This is a genomic window from Paenibacillus tundrae, assembly GCF_030812775.1.
Classification (GTDB): domain Bacteria; phylum Bacillota; class Bacilli; order Paenibacillales; family Paenibacillaceae; genus Paenibacillus; species Paenibacillus tundrae_A.
The window spans coordinates 179,961-198,228 of sequence record NZ_JAUSTI010000010.1 but is presented as its reverse complement, the minus strand read 5'-3'; the positions used below and the strand labels follow the sequence as shown (position 1 = coordinate 198,228).

Below are 18,268 nucleotides of genomic sequence, written 5' to 3'. Positions count from 1 at the left end.
TTTCGCCATAAAAAAATATCCCCTCCAAGTCTCACTTGAACCCTCATGATAACATGAAGGTTTTTTTAAGTGTCTACTTAAAGGGGATAATACCAGACCCTCACGTTCTGCCGGTTTTTTTGATTAAACTTGCTGTACCGGGGCTTCCTGATGTTTCTGTAAGAATTCCAGCATGCGCCGATACACGAGAATCTCGTTCTCTTTACGAGAGAAGCCGTGTCCCTCATCATCCAACACCAGATACTCGACGTCTAGACCCTTCTGCTGCAACGCCTCCACGATCTGATCTGACTCTGCCTTCACAACTCTAGGATCATTAGCCCCTTGGATGACCAGCATTGGGTTCACCATCTGATCCAGATAGGTAATTGGCGAATCTTTCGTTAACCGTTCGCGATCACGCTCGGCATCACCTAACCACTTCTCCATCACGGGCTTCCAATCCTCAGGGACGGATTCCAGGAATGTGAACAGATTACTTGGGCCAAAAATATCAACAGCTGCTCGGAACAGCTCCGGATGGCGACCTGCGAGAAGCAAGGTCATGTAACCCCCATAACTGCCTCCTACAACAAACAGACGGTCGGGTGAGGAGATATTCTGGTCGAACAGCCATTGAATCCCAGCAACACAATCCAGTCTTGGCCCTTCGCCCCAATCTCGTTCAACCATCTTGATGAACTCAGCTCCATACCCGGAACTTCCCCGGAAATTAGGTGCAAAAATATGGTAGCCCTGAGCTAACATCATCTGGAACATCGGACGGAAAAACTTCGACTCCGAGGCTTGAGGCCCTCCGTGCGGCCAAAATACTGTGTATCCGTTCGCCAGTTCTGGCTTAGCCTTGAACAACAAAGCTTCAATCTCCAGCCCATCATACGAGTTATAGCGAATCACGTCTGGATATACCAAATCATCAGGACTCAGCCCAGTCACCCGATTATTGGTCAGAGGTTCCCAGGAATCGCTGCCCGCAGGCAATCGATAAATGTTATGTGGCTGAATAGCTCCACGTCCAAGGATATATAAATTACCTGATTTGCTCACGGTCGCCTGCGCAATCGTATCTAAAGGCATGTCCACCCACCGAGGCGTAGCGTCCTGTTTGCCCAGGATGTACATCCGGTTCTCCGTGCCCGTAAGTGTCCATAGATATAACGTTTCGGTTTCTTTATGCCAACGAAATCTCTCAACATCCTCACCTTCAATTTTAACTACCGGACGGAATTCACGAGTATCTAGATCATACTCCGCAACATAGGAATACGCCTCGTTATCATTGGTGAGCATCAAGAGACGTTTATGATCTACATAGATGACAAAAGGTACCTGACTCTGCCGCTCTGAAGCAGGTAAAATGTCCTCGATCTCACCATCTCGATGCAGATGCGCTGTCTGATATGTATTCGAGTACATTTTCACAATGACAAAGCTCTTCTCATCTGGACTCACCGCAGCCAAGCTGTTAGACACCTCTTCCCCGCTATGGAGCAAGACATCCTCACCCGTAGCAAGATCAAGACGACGAGAATTCAGATAATTCGGATTGCCAGCACTCGTAAAATAATACAGACGCTCCCCATCTTCGGATAGATGAGCAAAGTAACAACGATCATTCGGCTCTGCAGATACCACCGGCTTCGGTACTCCTCCCTCTGGAGGAATGGCATATAGGTGATAACTCTCGTTGCCATCACGATCAAATGCAGTTAAGATATAACGCCCCAGTGGGTCAGGCTTAATAAACATGCTGCTCTGATTCAAGTACGTCAACGGATAGGGATATCCTTCCGGCAGATCCATCGCCCAGATGTTGGGCTGACCATTCAGGTTGCTGTCAAAATACAAACGTGTCTCATCACTGGATACGGCAAAATGGGTAATCCGGTAGGACTGAAAATATTGCTCTACATCTGGTTTAGGAAATTCAATCATGAGAAACCTCCTTGAGAATGTTTACACATTGAGATTGAGATTGAGAGATTGAGAGATTGAGATCAGACGACATTAACATGCCCAACTAGGTCGAGTGGGACGGATAATATTTAACAGTGGTAAAATAAGGTGGTTAAATCCATATTATAGGTGACCTTTGACTTACACAATAGATATGTAAGCTATTTTCAATCCAACTCTTCTACACGTATTCTCTATATGTCTTTTTCAAGTTATAAATGAGATCCTACTTGAGTGTTAGAACTTAAGTGTTGGATGTTCCATTATTCCGTGTAAAAGGTCATGTGTGGTTTGTCCTCACGGTAATATTCCAGTCTGCGCTGCAGGTTGCCGGTGTGTAGTTCGAACAGATGCCCATCGAGATCGGTAAAATAAACGGACAATGCATCCCTCTTATCCCTCGGTCTGCCTGGTAGAATATTCGCACCCGCTTCACGCAACTGTTGTACGGATGCATCAAAATCCTCTTCTGTAACGGTAAAAGCAATATGTGTATACGTTTGTTCAGTATAATTGCGAATGACATCTTCCTGATTCAATGCAATCCACAAGCCTGCGAGTTCAAAATAGGCTAGCTTACGCCCCTTCACCTGAATGCGAGCACCAAGCGCCCGCTCATAGAATGTTATGGATTTTTCGAGATTGGATACAGAAAAGCACAGATGGTTAATCCCTTGAATGTTCATTGACACCTGACACCTCCATCGTATGATCAACATCTCATCTTACACTTCATTTGCGGAGCTATATGGAATGAGTGGATATCCTTATTATGGTATATTCCACATGTAAAAAACAAATGATTCCTGATCAATACCGCACCTTCCTCTAGGCGGATGCATAGGTTAGCCGTATCAATGAACGTTCGAGGAGGATGTACATTCATGAATCCCGTCTATCCTTTTTATGGTGAGAAAACGGTATGTAAAGAACAAAAGCTAGCTTTTCCACCCCAGCATCAGGATCAACAGCCCGGTCTAGAAACCTTAATGGTACCCGAACCAATCAGCGAAGATCCCGCTTATATTGGCAGCTGCAAATTAGAAGGCAAAGTGGCCATTATTACGGGTGGCGATAGTGGGATTGGAAGAGCGACAGCTATTGCTTTTGCCAAAGAAGGTGCAGACATCGTCATTGCTTATCTATATGAACGAACCGATGCCGAGAGGACCCGCGAACGAATTGAGGAATTGGGGCAGCGGTGTCTGCTGATTGAGATTGATCTTAGGCTAAAAAAGAACTGCGAAGCGGTTATTAGCACAACGATGGAAACGTTCGGGAAAATCGACGTTCTGGTTAATAACCATGGGGTGCAGTATGTACAGCCTAGCATTGTCGATATTACAGAGGAACAGCTCTACCACACATTTCAAACGAATGTGTTTGCCTACTTTTTTCTGATCCAAGCAGCTCTCCCCCATCTATGTAAAGGCGCATCGATCATTAATACAGCTTCCATTACAGCGTACAAAGGTAACGTGCAGTTAATTGATTACTCCTCCACCAAAGGAGCGGTCGTCTCGCTGACCCGTGTACTCTCTCAATCGCTCGCTCCACAAGGGATTCGCGTGAATTCTGTTGCCCCGGGACCGATCTGGACACCGCTCATTCCTGCCAGCTTCTCTGCTGAGGATGTGCAAGTATTTGGGACAGATACACCAATGGGTCGGGCTGGTCAGCCCTACGAGCTTGCGGCTGCCTATGTCTACCTTGCATCCCGTGATTCCTCCTATGTTACAGGTGAGTGCATTCATGTGAACGGCGGCGATATGGTAACCACGTAAGGTATTCACGTAGGCAAAAATTATCCGCGCCGGATGTCTAGCCACTCCAGATTTGCAGGCGGAAAACGATGTACTCAAGAGCCGAACGAGGTGTAACAATAGAATAAAGTGAGATCATTTTATTATAAATGAGGTAAATTGGATTGACCGTATGTAGCTAATTCATTTGATAAGGATAAATGCTGTGTAATGCGTGAAGGGAGCTGTGCGCATTGCACAGCTTTTGGTTGTGCGTATAGGACATGCTACAGCTGTACTTCTGGCACCCTGTAACGTTGATGTCAGAGTGAATTTGACTTCATCAGCAGGATATCCCTTGTTCCGTTGCGAAGAGGGTTAGGAGTGATTATTCGGTTATACCGGAACCTGACATCTTGAGACAAGGAGCTGACGTCTGATGCATTTTGATCCACTCTATCAACCGTTTCCCTCTTACCGTGTACCTGTCTATGCCAAACAAGGCATGGTTACTACATCGCAGCCCCTCGCTTCACAGGCTGGTCTGGAAATATTGAAAAAAGGCGGCAATGCCATTGATGCCGCCATAGCAACTGCTGCAGCACTCACCGTGCTGGAGCCAACCTCCAATGGCATTGGAGGCGATGCCTTTGCCCTCGTCTGGACAGAGGGCAAGCTGCATGGCCTGAATGCCAGTGGTCCTGCGCCTCAGAGCATTTCGATTGAGGCGCTTCAAGCGGCTGGCCATACGGAGATGCCGAAGCTGGGCGTTATTCCGGTGACGGTTCCTGGCGCACCGGCGGGTTGGGCTGAGCTAAGCCGCCGTTTCGGACGGCTCACGCTGGCGGAAGTGCTGGAACCTGCCATCCGCTATGCGGAGGAAGGTTATCCGCTTGCGCCAGGGCTGGCCCGCCACTGGGCACGGGCAGCCGAAATTTATGCACGCCAAGGGGATGCCGAGGCAGGGCGTGCGTGGTTTGAGACATTTGCTCCGGGCGGGCGCGTACCCGCCGTTGGAGAGATGTGGCGCTCGCCGGATCATGCGGCAACATTGCGCCGAATTGGCGAGAGCGAAGCACGAGACTTTTATGAAGGAGAACTGGCAGAGCGCATCCATAACTTTATAGCAGTGTACGGGGGCTATCTGACAAAAGAGGATCTCGCGGCTTTCAAGCCAGAGTGGGTTGATCCAATCTCAGTCTCGTATCGGGGATACGATGTATGGGAAATCCCACCGAATGGTCAAGGATTGATTGCACTTGCAGCACTCAACCTGTTGAAGGGGTATGACTTTGAAGAGAAGGAATCCGTTCTCGGTTATCATCGACAGCTTGAAGCGATGAAGCTGGCTTTTGCCGATGGGGAGAAGTACATTACGGAAGAACGTAAGATGGGCGTAACGGTGGAAGAGCTGTTGTCTGAAGCCTATGCGGAAGAACGACGCAAACTCATTGGCGATACAGCATGTGCACCGGAAGCAGGTGATCCACGCGCAAGTGGAACGATATACCTGGCGACAGCCGATGGTGAGGGCAATATGGTTTCCTTTATCCAGAGTAACTACATGGGCTTTGGCTCAGGACTCGTTGTACCCGGTACAGGCATAGCGTTGCAAAACCGTGGGCATAATTTCTCACTGGATGCGAGTCATGCCAATGCACTAGAGCCTGGCAAACGAACGTATCATACGATTATTCCGGGTTTTCTCACGCGGGGTAACGAAGCCGTTGGGCCATTTGGTGTCATGGGTGGGTTCATGCAACCACAAGGTCATGTGCAGGTCGTGATGAACACAGTCGATTACCACCTGAATCCGCAGGCCGCACTGGATTCCCCTCGCTGGCAGTGGGTCAAGGGCAAAACCATTCTTGTAGAACCAGACTTCCCACAGCATATTGCCCAAGCACTCGCCCGTAAAGGGCATGATATCCAGGTGCAGGTCGATCCGTCCCAGTTCGGTCGTGGTCAGATCATCTGGCGTAACCCTGACAATGGGGTATTATGCGGAGGAACGGAAAGTCGAGCAGATGGCACCATTGCCGCGTGGTAGTAAACTTGCCGCGGTAACACGGTGTTCATGACACAGGATGATGAATGTGAGAAATGAACTGGCGTATCTGTATGATGCTTAAACGCGGTATGCTGAATTGCTGTAGCCATTCATTATGCTGTATAACACATGACAGATCATATTCATAAAGAAACATGCAAAGGAGCTGTTTCAAAAGCAGTGCCTCTTCGCTCCAAGTGCTAACGAACCCACCGCATCTTAATAGGTGGATCATTGACGTATACAAGATGTAACGAACCTCAGTAGCGCTATTTCGTCATAGAACGGCATTCAAATCTACACAATCGACTGAATTGATGAGATAACGCCTCTGTGATTCATTAGGTCTCAGATCCGCAGAAATGGGAGCGAATAGCGTGTTACAGATTCATTAGATCAAACTAATGCTAAAAGGGCTGTCCCCGTTGAACTGCTCCCCATACCGTAACAGGCTTCTATTATTTCACCTGTCTACTATATGGGGAGCAGTTCATTATGGGGACAGCTTCTTTTGAGCTTCTATAGTTTACTTAAGAGATCTGTCGGTACAATGGTTGTTAACTTTGCACGTTGTATGCTCGTTTGGAGTTGTGTTTCACTTCATGGTGCGAGTTGCTTATATGCTATGCCCTAGGAAGAGTATGAGACGATTGGTGCGGGCGATCCACCTCACAGTGCATCGATGATATCTCCTGTGAGCAGAGACGATGGATCACCTCGGAGCAAGGCAGCTCGTTCGGCGGCTTCACCATGCAGATATACGCCGAACGCGGCAGCCTGTTCCGCGCTGAGCCCTTGTGCGAGTAGACCGGCGATGATGCCGGTCAATACGTCTCCGGCACCGCCAGTCGCCATACCGGCGTGTCCGGTGGTGTTAATGTACGCCTCGCCGGATGGCGTTGCGATGACCGTTCGCGCTCCCTTGAGCACAAGGGTCACGCCCTGCTCGCGGGCGTACCGTACAGCGTGTTCCATTCGATCACGCTGTACCTCCGGGGTCGATATGCCCAGCAATCGACCCATCTCGCCAGGGTGCGGCGTCAGGATTGTTGCCGCACTTCGCTTGCCCCAATCGCGAGGCCCATGTGGGCCAGCGTCTGCAAGCATGTTGAGGGCGTCCGCGTCAATGACAAGCGGGCGATCCGTCTGTTGCCACAGACGGCGTAGCCAGTCTGTGTCGCCCTTGAAGCGACCAAGCCCTGGGCCGGTCGCAAGCACGTCGCGGCTCTCCGCAAGACGCAGCACAGCGTCTGCGGAAGCCGCGTTCCATTCGCCGCTGTCGCCATCGGCAGCGGCGGCGAGCATGAGCTCAGGCACGGTGCCGATGACATGCGGCAGCAGTGCCGCGGGCAGCGCCCATGTGGCGAGCCCGCAGCCTGCGCGCAGCGCGGCCTTCGCCGAGAGCAGGCCAGCGCCGCTCATCGGCAGACTTCCTGCGGCCAATAGTACATGGCCGTAGGTGCCCTTATGGCCGTCCGGTACCCGGAGACGGCTAGTGTCCACGCGCAGCGCACGGCGCAGCACCTCGTCCGTCAACAGACGGACTGAGGAGCCATGCTCTGGCGCAAGACGCGTGGGAATGCCGATGGCGCGCACCACAATGCGCCCCGCGACAGAAGCGCCCGGGTACTGCACCAGCCCGCGCTTAAGCAGCGCGAGACATACGGTCACCCGGGCTTGAATGCAGGGCTCGAATACCTCTCCGGTGTCGGCATTCAGCCCACTTGGCACATCGGCGGACACGACCGGCTTACCGCTGTCGTTCGCCGCCTCGATCAGCGCCGCGTAAGCTCCGCGCGGCGCCCCCCGCGAGCCGGTGCCCAGCAGTGCATCTACGATGCCTGTGCACCGGCTGAAGTCCACGGCTTCGCGCCCGTGGACAAGAGCAGGGATGCCAAGCTGCGCGGCGGCATCCCGTTGCACTGCGGCTTCGCCCCGCAGTGCCTCCGGTGCATCGGCGTAAACCAAAGTCACGCCGAGCCCCGCTTCAAGCAAAAGGCGCGCCGCTACCAGCCCGTCGCCGCCATTATTGCCCTTCCCGATCAGCATGTACCACTGCTGATCACCGGGTTGCTCCATCGCCAGCGCCGAATCGGCGGTGATGTCGCCACCTCGTCCAGGCCAATCCCCGGGCCCTGTGTGCGCTCGGGACTGTCTTTTTTTCAACTCACCTACCCGCACTGCTCCACCAGGTCTCTGCTCTTCCCGGCACAACCGAATGACTTCTTCCGCAATCGCTCTTCCCGCATTCTCCATCAGACTCGCCGCAGGAATGCCTAGCGTATGAATCGTATGCTCGTCGATGCTTCTCATCTGTTCAGACGTAACGATATACAACAACTCATCCCTCCCCAACCGCATTTCAAGGAATTCGCGCTCCGATAGCCCCTCTAATTCGTAGGGCTCTAAAACCTAGTTGTTCGCATTAGATGCGCTCTGATACAGCAATTAATAAGCTACTGTAAAACGGGATTGAATAAATTGTGGATCATCCAGCTCGTCCACCAAAGCCGCTGCAAAGTCACCAATGGATATCGTGCTCTCGCCAAGATCGTCCGTTACAACACGATTCATCCCGATTCGGAATTGACCTGTCCGTTGTCCTGTCGTAATCGTCGCTGCCGGGCTCATATAGGTCCAGTTAATATCCGATTCCGCAAGGATCCCATATGCATCTGCATGAGCCATCGCAAGCGGTTTGACTTCTTCAGGGAACCCCGGTGTGTCCATGAGCATTACATTCGAATCCGTCAGTAAGCTTCCCGCTCCGCCAACAACAACGAGACGAGCCGCCTTACCACGTCGAACACCTTCAATTAAGGAACGCGTAACTTCGAGCAACTCTTCCTCGGAACCAAATTTCGGGCCATACGCACTCACTACCGCTTCCTGACCTGCTGTAAAATCAGCCACCTGATCCGGGTTAAGCAAATCTCCTTGTTCTACACGCAGACGCTCATGCTTCATCTCAACCTTCGATGGGTCACGAACAATCGCAATCACTTCATGCCCACGATCCATTAACTCCCACAAGATTGTCTTCCCAATTGCTCCGGTTGCTCCAAAAATAGCTACTTTCATATCTAATCCCTCTTTTCTATATATTTCATTATGCGAATGTACCGTTATTGTGATACCCATTCCTACTATTATAACCTTAAACGGCTCACGCCATCTTAAACCGAACAGCCTCGCTTGTAAACTCGAATCTTCATCAGCGTGACCCTCTCATTAACCACACACTCCCATTTCAAGCATTATAGAACTTCTTCATATGCCCTTTGCCTCCCTAATCTTAACGCGACTTCTCCTGTCCCACACCTTCTTCTTTCATTAAAAAGTATTTCTAGCATGCCAAAAAAGCCGCAGCAGCGGCTTCAACAATTTCATTTTATCTTGGTTGCCTATTCAGGCTGAGTTACCCTGTTCCGGGTTAGAAATTGAACTGCCTTCGTTGCCCAGATTCGCTCCGCATAGACCTCATGCTGCAGATCATCAATGATATGAAGCTCAAGTTCGCCGACGGCTCGGACAGGTTGCTTCCATTTCAATATCTCCTCATACAAATGCTCCGTCTGTTCCACCGGGCATAGCTGATCGTTCCGACCGTGTATGAGCTGGAGATTAACCATACGTAGTGCAGACGCATAGGTTAACGGACTTCTATCCCGCAAAGCAGATTCATCCTGCAACAATCCGCCAATTTCCATCTGTAAAAAAGATCTCAACTTCGCTCCGCCACCCGCATACAATTCGCTTAGATCCGTAAACGGTGCACATGCTACAGCGGAACTCCATAGCTCCGGATTCCTGCCTGCTGCGAGTAATGCCAGATAGGCACCGTAACTTACACCATATAGAGACACCTCTATATAGGAAGATAACACCTGCTCCCGAATAATACGGATAACTCCCGCATCGACACCGCCCCAATCATCGTGAATACGGTGCTTATATTCAGGGCCAAACCCCGAACTACCCGGATAGTTCAGACCAATCACCCTTACTCCAGACTCACATAAACCACGAATAACGGGGCTGTAGCTGTCGATAAGGCAATTATGTGGCCCACCGTGCAGATATATGACCGCATGTCCTTCACCTTCTGGATCGATGTCCATGTATGGTATTAACTCATCTCCGTGAAAAAGTTGCTTATATTGTATCTCCGGCTGTTGTCCCAAACCACTCGCGAATACATTCGCATATCCCACATCGAGCGGAGTGATTTTGCCGCATGAATCTGATATCTCGTACCTGGCCGGGATTGGGGCGGTAACAAGCGACTCGAATTTGCCAATGAGGCTCTGCTTGTCCCTGCTATACACCGCTTGTGTTAACGTGCCTGGGTAATCGTGTAGTTCAAACGTTTTTTCTCCTTCAAACGTGTATTGAACATACATCCATTTACCACGTAATATGCCCTCGCATAAGACAAGCTGCCGATCGATATCCAGCTGCATACGGATCAGCTCAGAGAAAAGCTCGCTGTGTTCCAAGCGTCGATGAATAGCTTCATCCTGCGCTTTGCTCCAGCCAGGCTGGAATCCACCTTCTACAGGAATAGATAAAGCAATCATTTCACCTTGCTTGTCCATAACAGGATAAGCATACTCTCTATATAGGGTTTCCTGAGATAATCCACTCTCTTCACCGTAAACATATACTCTACCAAGTCCACCTATATTAACGCCAATCTCTCGCGCAATCTTTGACCAAAACACAAATTGCGGATTAACAAGTTTTGGAGTAACCCACTCGGCTTGTTCTTGTTCTGAATCATATAGCCCAATCTGTACAGTACCTGAACGATGTCTAACGGCAAAAAGCAGCTGTAAGTGTTCATCCTGCCAGGCAACCTGCATCACGGGAAACGGTAACTTTAAAGACTTGGTGTAAAGCAACTTTATGCGCCCCTGCTCTTTTTTGTATACGTGAATAGATCTCTCCGTTTTCTCTTGGATGATTGCCACTACTTGATCTGTACCCACGAATTGTATATGCTGCACGTTCTGAATCCGTCTTAGCCAATGATCAGACAGACGCAGTGCGTCTTGAACATGGCCAGAATCATCAAGCTCACACCAGTGGAATGTTTGGTCATCATAGCTCACAATGATGCTTGTATGCTCTCGATTCACACGCATTCGATTCAGGAATGGATTGCCCAACTGGGTTCCCTCCCCTCATGCCAGTGCTTAAATTCCTCCCAGGAATCCAACTGTAATTCTAGCTTTAGTGTAAGCTGTTGCTGAGTGGCTGCTGCTGCGGGTGTCTCTGTTCCCAAACCACTTAACGCTTGCCGAATCAAACGAATTTGTTGCACACTGGCGGCTGGCAGTCCCGCTATCAAAAGGCGGTATACCTCTGCTGCATGTTCCTCTTTCCCTTGCTGAATCAGCATCCCAGCTACTTCAACCGCACGCTGTAGCAATTTGGAATGAATCGAACCACTCTTCATCCTCAGCACCTGGATTAACATTTTGTACTCTAATTCGTTCTCTCCGAGCTGTTGATACACCGCCATTTTTAATTGGAGGACTTGACCCAACCATTCCGAGTACACACCAGTACACAGCTTCTCAGCCCGGATCAGTGTCGTTTCAGCCTCCATCAGAAGCCCTGCCCGAATTTGTAAACCTGCGATGTTTAAAGCCGTTTGAATCTGGAAAACGTGCCGATCAGGCCCTGGAGGAAGCTGGAGAATACGCAACCCAGCTCGCTTCTCCAGTTCAATGGCGCGTGTGATGTGACCTTCCTGCAAGTCGATCAATGCTTCACCGTTATCCAGTGCAGCCTCCTTACCAATGCGATAGATTTCGCTTAAATCCTCATGCTCCAGAACAGCCCGAGCTCGGGTATAACACTCTCTCGCCGCAACATAATCATTCCCATTTTTCGTTAACAATTGACCCAATTCAAACCATAAAATAGCCTGCTGGGCTGCCGATAATCGTTGGAACATAGCATTTCGAGTGAAAAAACGAAAACAAGCCTTGTACCGGAGTGAATTATTCGATTTGCACAACAAAATCCAGGCCAGCCTGTTATAAAGAGCCAGAGCTTTGCGTTGGGCTTTAGTATGAACTTTTTGTTGGAATTTGCCTTGGGCGTTATTTTTGGATTCAATCCGGATTTCTTCCGTACGTTGTGCTGGCGTTTGCGCTTCCTTCTGACCTATCTCCTCTTCTATCTCCCAATCCCTACTTGCCATTCGTAGCTGTTCATTCAACAAACACCGGGTCTGTTCTGGTGTATCTCTCACTAGTGAAATAGCCAGCTTTGGTGCATCTCTGGGAGGGGTTACTCTCACGGGATATTGATGAAAAAATAAGACTACGCTAACGCCCTTTAGTTTTTGACGATAGAGCAGATGATGAATCGCCCCAAGGTCGGCAGGGTGCAGACCAGAGACCACCTCAACCAGAATCCATTGGCGTGACCCCGGCGCCCAGCCGGATCTATGGAACCTCAATAACGCATTTTTGCAGGCTACCAGATCATCCATCGGATGAACCGGATTCAACTGATAAATGAGTGGCAACGTGTTATACGCATCATCGAGAAGGATTGAAATGGCCTTGTCTTGCCAATGCATGCTGAGTTTCTGAAGCTCATGCTTCACCGTCTCTGAACGTCCTTCAATCACAAATAGTCCAGGCTCATGACTCGCACGAAACCACGTACTTCTCAGAACATGATAGTCTCTACTGTCCAGCAAAACAGGCTTCATGAGAGCTTCCGCTCCTTCCTGATTTGGCATACGTGTATAAGTTCAGGCACCTGCTGTAACGGCAATGCAGTCATCAAACGATAGCTACCTTGATTGTTTGCATCAAGTGAAGCTTTAATCTGCTGTTCAGGGTGGGAACTACACTGATGGAGACCATAGGCAACAAGCCACTTGGCCCATCCCTTGCGTTTTGCAACAGGTACCGTGAAGATATGCGACAGGAGTATGCTACCAAACTCATCACTTAATAGGCAGCCTCCGATCTTCGCCCCTCCTACCTCCACAATTCCCGATCCAGACAATAATTCGCCATACACACCCGCATAAATATCATTTACCGCATGGCGTGCAGCTTGTATTCCGGGGCATGTTGGATCACTGCTTTGAAGCAAATGAGCCGTAACTTCCTCTTGACCCTCTGCGGACAACCACTGTCCTTCCTGATCAGGCATATCTGGAACAGAAATGTGCTTCAAATGACCGTAGAACCGATATCGATGAGCAAGCACATCTGCCTTATACCCGAGCCTTTCCCATGGAAACGAAGCAGGTGCAGTTACAAATATAGAGGAATCGGACAACGTGTCCAAGAGGGATGTGATTCGCTCCTCCCAGTAGGAGAAGGATTGAACCTCACTCCATAGATCCAGCATATATTGACCTTGTCCATGATCAATCACCAGAACTGAAGAGATCTTTTCCCTTATTCCAGGTTCACTTGCATAGTACCGATCCCCACCTTTTCCATGTTCACGTTGACATTGCGGCAGGATATCAGCTATGGATGTTTGCATCATACACCTGTACCTCCCTGTTCTGGTCAAAACCCGAATACACCACTGGCTCAAACGAAACCGCCGGATAAAATCGACGAAGCAGGAAAGCGTAAATCCCCATATATCCTGTCATATAGTCTGGGGAGAAGGATTCCATATCCTCCAGCGGCCACATCCACAAGTCTTCCTGCCTATCACTGCGAAGCACGTGTAGACTTCGTGTATACTCTTTCAACTTGGCTTCATATCGGCCAGGAAAGCTCCGATCCGCCATCAACAAAAAGTCCCCGTTCCCAGCGATTCCATGACATTGACCAAAAGAAGCAAAAATCGTTGATTGGGCTACCGCATCTGCAGCTTGCTGACCGAGTCTGTAACATACCGGGTCTTGCAAGGTCTCCGCTGCAGTCAGCAAAAATCGGCCAATGCCTGCTGAACCATTGCACCAGTGCACCCATAGTGCGTCCGGCTTTTCGGGGGATGCAGGCCACAACCTGACGCCATGAAGCCCTTCGTAACTCGTACGCTCCAGTGTATGCACAATGCGTCTAACCGCCGAATAATACTCGTCTCTCCCTGTTACATCCGCTAGGGCAAGCAAAAAATAACCGATCCCTGCAATGCCATGCGAAAATCCAAACGACTCATGGCCTTTCTTGTCCGTCTTTTCCTTCACCTCCCACATACTTAGCCCATCTTCTGTTCTTTTCTCCTGCTCCAAAATGAATCCACCAAGTTCGTCAGCTCTAGTTAAAAGTTCCGCACAGCCCCCATGACGATGTACCTCCAGTAGCATTAGCCCTAAGCCTGCTGCGCCATGACTGATATTCGTTTGAACCGGATCATGCCTTGTCATCTCCACCGCAAGATCTTCGGCAATACGAAGTAGTGGTTCATCATCCAGTGCCTTGGCTGTCAGTGCCAACGCCCAGGGAACAGCCCCATAGCCAAAATATAAGCTCTCTGGCGTTTCTTCAGGAACATAAGGCGTATGACTTAATAACCACTCGAGTACTTCACGTGCGTACTGATGGTACTTTCTGTTTTGTGTGATCTCACCGAGCTGATGAAAGCCGTAGGCCATCCCTGTCCAGCCAAAATTGAAATTGGCCGGGTGGAACATCTTGCTCATGCTATTCTCCGGATACAGCTGGTGAGGGTTGCTAAAATCAAGGGAATCATGCAACTTATTTGCCATGAGTTCGGCTTGATGAAGTACTACTTCTGCCGTCATATCCGTTTCGTTTATGCAGGAGACTGGGACTGGTTCGCTCCTGCTTACATCAACTTTCTCTTGCTCATATAAACGCGCTAACTGTTTACGTATTTCCGATAACTCGTTATATTGCCCAGACATGATCTCGATCCCCAGACTTCCCAGTCCACGAAGCTGTGTATGAGTGAGATTATCTAAGTATGCTTTTCCGGCAGACAGATGAGACTGTCTGTATTTCAGATAAGGATCCATCGAGGATGCCATATAATAATAAACGGCCCCCAGAGCGTAGAGGTCATCCGCGTATTCCGATCGCTGACTGTGCTCTCTTCCTCGAAGCACATAACCAGGTGTATGTCCTGTTAATGGTTTTGCCTGACTGCTACTGTCCTTCACATAAGCTAACTCCAGATCAATTAATCGCACACTTCCGTCGTCGGTCAACACCACAATATTGTTCGGGGTTAGATCATTGATGACAATGCCTTTATCGTGAAACTGCTGTACAATATCCAAAATTTCTGAGCTGACTCGGTAAAATTCTGCCTGATTATAATCGGCAGCTACATGTCTGCGATGGATGTACTCACGCAAGCTGATACTCTCGAAGTACTCCAGCATGAGATATCGATTCTGCTGGAAGCTGAATAGATCAATGGGTCGCGGCGTATATCCGGTATCTTTCATTAGATCCAGAACATGATACTCGTTATTCAGATAATCATGGGCTGAACGTCCGGCACCATCAACACGCATGAGATGAACGGCTTCTTTCATGACAGCTTGCTCATTCTGAGACGTGGAGACAAGAAATACACCTCCCTTGCCTGACTTTTTGAGCACCCGCTTTACCCTGATTTTACGTATTCCAAATTCATTGTTACTGGAACTCGAAGGATTGCATGTCGCTTCATTTTCATTTTTCCATTGAGTCTGTATTCTCACCAGTTCTTCCGGCTCTTCTACCCACTCGGGTTTATATCGGCCAGGTGTTCTCCGGTCTTCCTCCAGTCCACCTCCCGGGTTCTGGATGGCATATACTTTTGCGCAAGAGTAACGATCATAATAGAACCGGTCTACAAAAGCCCCATAGCGATAAAATACACAAGAACTCCCCTGGTAAGCCCGATCCGTAGGGATTGAAGGACCTTTCAAATCTTTCGTACAGTCATTTAACTCCTCCAGCAATTGCATAAACTGCTCATCACTGCGTGCGTAGATGGTCACACACTTCCCGGTCTGAGGGAGCGGTGTAGAACCATTGGATGTTTCAATTAACTTCAGTCCACTACTCACTGCTTTCCACATCACACCATACGTTGTCAGAATCGGCGTAATCCTATGCAGCAATTCTGCACCCTCCACAGGTATAACCGATAAATGAATCTTCCAGCCCTGTGCAGGAAGCGTCAATTCTTCCGGTTTAAAACAAATCCAATGGCCGTCATTCGACCATTGGATGGATTCGGGTAGATCCCGGATTATATGTTCTAAGGCGTTCTCATAGGCGTCCTTCTTTTCAGTCACGCTTGCTAATTTCAATGAGAATCACTCCTTTTTTGAAGTAAAGTAAGAGGGGGAGGTACAATTATTTTAGTTTAGTAATGCGAAATCAAAGACTTATCTTAAAGAATCATTCAGTGGTTCGAGACGATGAAGAGTTCTAAGCCTCTACAACAATCGTTTGTGAGCTTGTCCAGCTGCACACGGTACACAAGCTAGTTTCCTCGAACATATTGTTATCCTCTTCAACCTCCAGAGCCATCAAATCCTGTACAGATAAAATTTCCTTGTTTTCCATGATAAATTACCTCCCATTTGTCTCCCCCTCTTATAAACCAATTTCTACATAAATTTTTAAATTCCTTCTTTTTAATTGAATTTTTTTACAAAAATTATCTACTAATTCCATTATCGTTGTGTGATAATCGCTAAAACCCTTGATTTTTCTATATAAAAAGGGATGATCTGACATCAAATTTCAGACGAAACTGAGGTAGAGCGATGTGAGGTATGTCTGTCTCGATCTTCTCGAAAAGGCCGAACAAACAAACTTGCCGAGCCCATAAAAATGACAAATATACCGATACCCATGTATACCCAGGATGGATTATACGCTTCAATTAACCATCCTCCGAGTAACAGGCCGAGCGGGTTGCTAACACCACTCATGAGTACGCCCATGCTGTTCATGACCCGTCCTCTTTTTTCTTCCGGCGTGGATAGCAGGATAGATGTGACCAGCGGTACGTTTACAAGAGCAAGTCCCAGCATTAACAGGAATGAACAGGCAATCGCAAAAAATATGTTAGGATACATCGGCATGAATAGTAAACTTGCGCCCGAGATCAGATAACTGATTAGGAACCAATGGGCTAGCGACAGACGTTTGGCATATTTGCCACTAAGCAAAGAACCGACAATACTGCCAGCGGCAAAAGCCGACTGAAGCAATCCATACCCTTGTGGCCCAGCTTCAAGCACCATATTGGCAAATATCGGTGTGAAGATATGCAGTGGTGCACCCGCAAAATTGATAATTGCCCCAAAAATAATACAGCAGGCCAGAACTTTGTTTGAAAATAAAAAGGTGATGCCCTGCATGCTGTCTTTGACAAAACCTGAAAATCCTTTTTGTTTGACAACCTTGGTCACAGGGATACGAATAAAGGCGATCGCAAGTGCGGATAGCAGAAAAGTGATGGCATAGATAAACAGGATGGACTGTACGGAGATGAAGGCGATTAGAATTCCTCCTACGGCGTACCCTAACAATTCAATCGTTTTGGAGGAAGAGTTCAATAGTGCATTGGCTGGAGCGAGTTGCTCTGCCGGTTTAGGGAGAATGGCCGGAATCACCGTCTGCGTTGCAGGGTTAAACATGAAACCAAGAATCGCAATGAGCAGGTTAGCCGCGTAGATATGCCATGGAAGCATGGCCTCCGTCAGAAATAAAATCGCAAGAATACATGCAATAACTGCTCGCCAAATGTCCGTCCAGATCAGCAGCTGTTTCTTCGGTAGGCGGTCACTGATCGTTGCCAGCGGTATACCTAGAAAGGCATAAATTAAGTATGGAAGCATTGGAATTAACGCAGCAGCAAGCGCGGATTCCGTCAATTGCAAGATATACCACATCGTAGCCATGGAAAATAAAATCTGACCTGCACCCGAGACAAGCCTCCCCACCAGCAATACCGTAAAGGAAGGAATTCGTAACACTGCAAGGTAGCCACCTTCGCGAGTCTTAGTCGTTGCTTTTTGATTCATGTCCATCGCCTCCATTTGGAATCTCTTCGCGATCATCCGCCTGTTGTAAACGTCCGACTAGACCTGATTCTTGGATTCTTCGCTGCATTTTGGCTTTGACCTGTTCCAGCTCTGCAGTGTACTCCCTCATCTCGTTAAACAGTGACTCATGAGTTCGAATTCCTTCCCGAATTAACATCGCTGTAGCATCCGAGCGATTTTTGGCCAATTCCAAAAATACCAGTTGGTCGATCACATCAATCTCCTCCTGACTTAATCGGACGGAAACCACCCCCTTAGTGCCTGAAAGATTCTTAGTAGCCTGTTCCACAGAGCGCTCCACCATTTGACTGAACTGTATTTTCTGATGTTTGTTCAACATATTTCCTCCATTCTTGTCATTATGAATTAATGGGCATAGGTCATAAACGGTCATACGGGAAATTTTCGTAGTGTAGTTTAATTTACAACCGGATCTATAATACGTAAATTGTAAATCGTATATCGTAAATTGTATTTAGTTTACATTATACATGTAAAAATATG

13 protein-coding genes are annotated in these 18,268 nt (G+C 48.5%); 2 read left to right on the top strand and 11 right to left on the bottom strand.

Annotation, left to right across the window (positions count from 1 at the left end; all coding sequences use genetic code 11):
• Positions 1–123: 123 nt before the first annotated feature.
• Positions 124–1,935: a S9 family peptidase gene (locus J2T19_RS18905; RefSeq protein ID WP_307218420.1), complete on the bottom strand. Its 1,812-nt coding sequence runs from the start codon at positions 1,933–1,935 to the stop codon at positions 124–126.
• A gap of 284 nt (positions 1,936–2,219) precedes the next feature.
• A complete protein-coding gene (gene fosB / locus J2T19_RS18900; protein ID WP_145050387.1) occupies positions 2,220–2,642 on the bottom strand; it encodes a metallothiol transferase FosB in 423 nt (140 codons plus the stop codon).
• 198 nt (positions 2,643–2,840) lie between these two features.
• Here fosB and J2T19_RS18895 point away from each other — a divergent pair, with 198 nt between their 5' ends.
• Together J2T19_RS18895 and J2T19_RS18890 are read left to right on the top strand one after the other, a co-directional pair.
• The gene (locus J2T19_RS18895) at positions 2,841–3,740 is read left to right on the top strand and encodes a glucose 1-dehydrogenase (protein ID WP_307218418.1); all 900 of its coding nucleotides are present in this window, start codon (positions 2,841–2,843) and stop codon (positions 3,738–3,740) included.
• A gap of 397 nt (positions 3,741–4,137) precedes the next feature.
• Positions 4,138–5,748, top strand: a complete 1,611-nt coding sequence (locus tag J2T19_RS18890) for a gamma-glutamyltransferase family protein (RefSeq protein WP_307218416.1) — start codon at positions 4,138–4,140, stop codon at positions 5,746–5,748.
• Positions 5,749–6,417: 669 nt separating this feature from the next.
• Here J2T19_RS18890 and J2T19_RS18885 read toward each other — a convergent pair.
• From J2T19_RS18885 to J2T19_RS18845, 9 genes are all read right to left on the bottom strand, one after another.
• Positions 6,418–8,085: an NAD(P)H-hydrate dehydratase gene (locus tag J2T19_RS18885; RefSeq protein WP_307218414.1), complete on the bottom strand. Its 1,668-nt coding sequence runs from the start codon at positions 8,083–8,085 to the stop codon at positions 6,418–6,420.
• Between the two features lie 111 nt (positions 8,086–8,196).
• Positions 8,197–8,829 (bottom strand): NAD(P)-dependent oxidoreductase, encoded by a 633-nt coding sequence (locus tag J2T19_RS18880; protein ID WP_307218412.1) that lies wholly within the window; start codon positions 8,827–8,829, stop codon positions 8,197–8,199.
• 323 nt (positions 8,830–9,152) lie between these two features.
• On the bottom strand, positions 9,153–10,919 hold the full coding sequence (locus J2T19_RS18875) for an alpha/beta hydrolase family protein (RefSeq protein ID WP_307218410.1): 1,767 nt from the start codon (positions 10,917–10,919) through the stop codon (positions 9,153–9,155).
• Complete coding sequence (locus J2T19_RS18870) at positions 10,901–12,481, bottom strand: hypothetical protein (protein ID WP_307218408.1); 1,581 nt, start codon at positions 12,479–12,481, stop codon at positions 10,901–10,903. The genes J2T19_RS18875 and J2T19_RS18870 overlap by 19 nt, the downstream gene beginning before the upstream one ends.
• Complete coding sequence (locus J2T19_RS18865) at positions 12,478–13,278, bottom strand: hypothetical protein (protein ID WP_307218405.1); 801 nt, start codon at positions 13,276–13,278, stop codon at positions 12,478–12,480. Before J2T19_RS18865 ends, J2T19_RS18870 begins: the two co-directional genes overlap by 4 nt.
• Positions 13,256–16,015, bottom strand: coding sequence for a class III lanthionine synthetase LanKC N-terminal domain-containing protein (locus J2T19_RS18860; RefSeq protein ID WP_307218403.1), 2,760 nt, complete (start codon positions 16,013–16,015; stop codon positions 13,256–13,258). Before J2T19_RS18860 ends, J2T19_RS18865 begins: the two co-directional genes overlap by 23 nt.
• Positions 16,016–16,136: 121 nt before the next feature.
• Positions 16,137–16,274, bottom strand: a complete 138-nt coding sequence (locus J2T19_RS18855; RefSeq protein ID WP_161556981.1) for a hypothetical protein — start codon at positions 16,272–16,274, stop codon at positions 16,137–16,139.
• Positions 16,275–16,447: 173 nt separating this feature from the next.
• Complete coding sequence (locus tag J2T19_RS18850; RefSeq protein WP_307218400.1) at positions 16,448–17,743, bottom strand: MFS transporter; 1,296 nt, start codon at positions 17,741–17,743, stop codon at positions 16,448–16,450.
• The gene (locus J2T19_RS18845) at positions 17,721–18,101 is read right to left on the bottom strand and encodes a ribbon-helix-helix domain-containing protein (RefSeq protein ID WP_307218398.1); all 381 of its coding nucleotides are present in this window, start codon (positions 18,099–18,101) and stop codon (positions 17,721–17,723) included. Before J2T19_RS18845 ends, J2T19_RS18850 begins: the two co-directional genes overlap by 23 nt.
• Positions 18,102–18,268: the final 167 nt, after the last annotated feature.

Excerpts from the sequence above, each read along its gene's own strand:
- J2T19_RS18870 (WP_307218408.1), bottom strand. The coding sequence starts at position 12,481 with ATGAAGCCTGTTTTGCTGGACAGTAGAGACTATCATGTTCTGAGAAGT.
- fosB (WP_145050387.1), bottom strand. The coding sequence starts at position 2,642 with ATGAACATTCAAGGGATTAACCATCTGTGCTTTTCTGTATCCAATCTC.
- J2T19_RS18905 (WP_307218420.1), bottom strand. The coding sequence starts at position 1,935 with ATGATTGAATTTCCTAAACCAGATGTAGAGCAATATTTTCAGTCCTAC.
- J2T19_RS18895 (WP_307218418.1), top strand. The coding sequence starts at position 2,841 with ATGAATCCCGTCTATCCTTTTTATGGTGAGAAAACGGTATGTAAAGAA.
- J2T19_RS18890 (WP_307218416.1), top strand. The coding sequence starts at position 4,138 with ATGCATTTTGATCCACTCTATCAACCGTTTCCCTCTTACCGTGTACCT.
- J2T19_RS18855 (WP_161556981.1), bottom strand. The coding sequence starts at position 16,274 with ATGGAAAACAAGGAAATTTTATCTGTACAGGATTTGATGGCTCTGGAG.
- J2T19_RS18865 (WP_307218405.1), bottom strand. The coding sequence starts at position 13,278 with ATGATGCAAACATCCATAGCTGATATCCTGCCGCAATGTCAACGTGAA.
- J2T19_RS18880 (WP_307218412.1), bottom strand. The coding sequence starts at position 8,829 with ATGAAAGTAGCTATTTTTGGAGCAACCGGAGCAATTGGGAAGACAATC.
- J2T19_RS18850 (WP_307218400.1), bottom strand. The coding sequence starts at position 17,743 with ATGAATCAAAAAGCAACGACTAAGACTCGCGAAGGTGGCTACCTTGCA.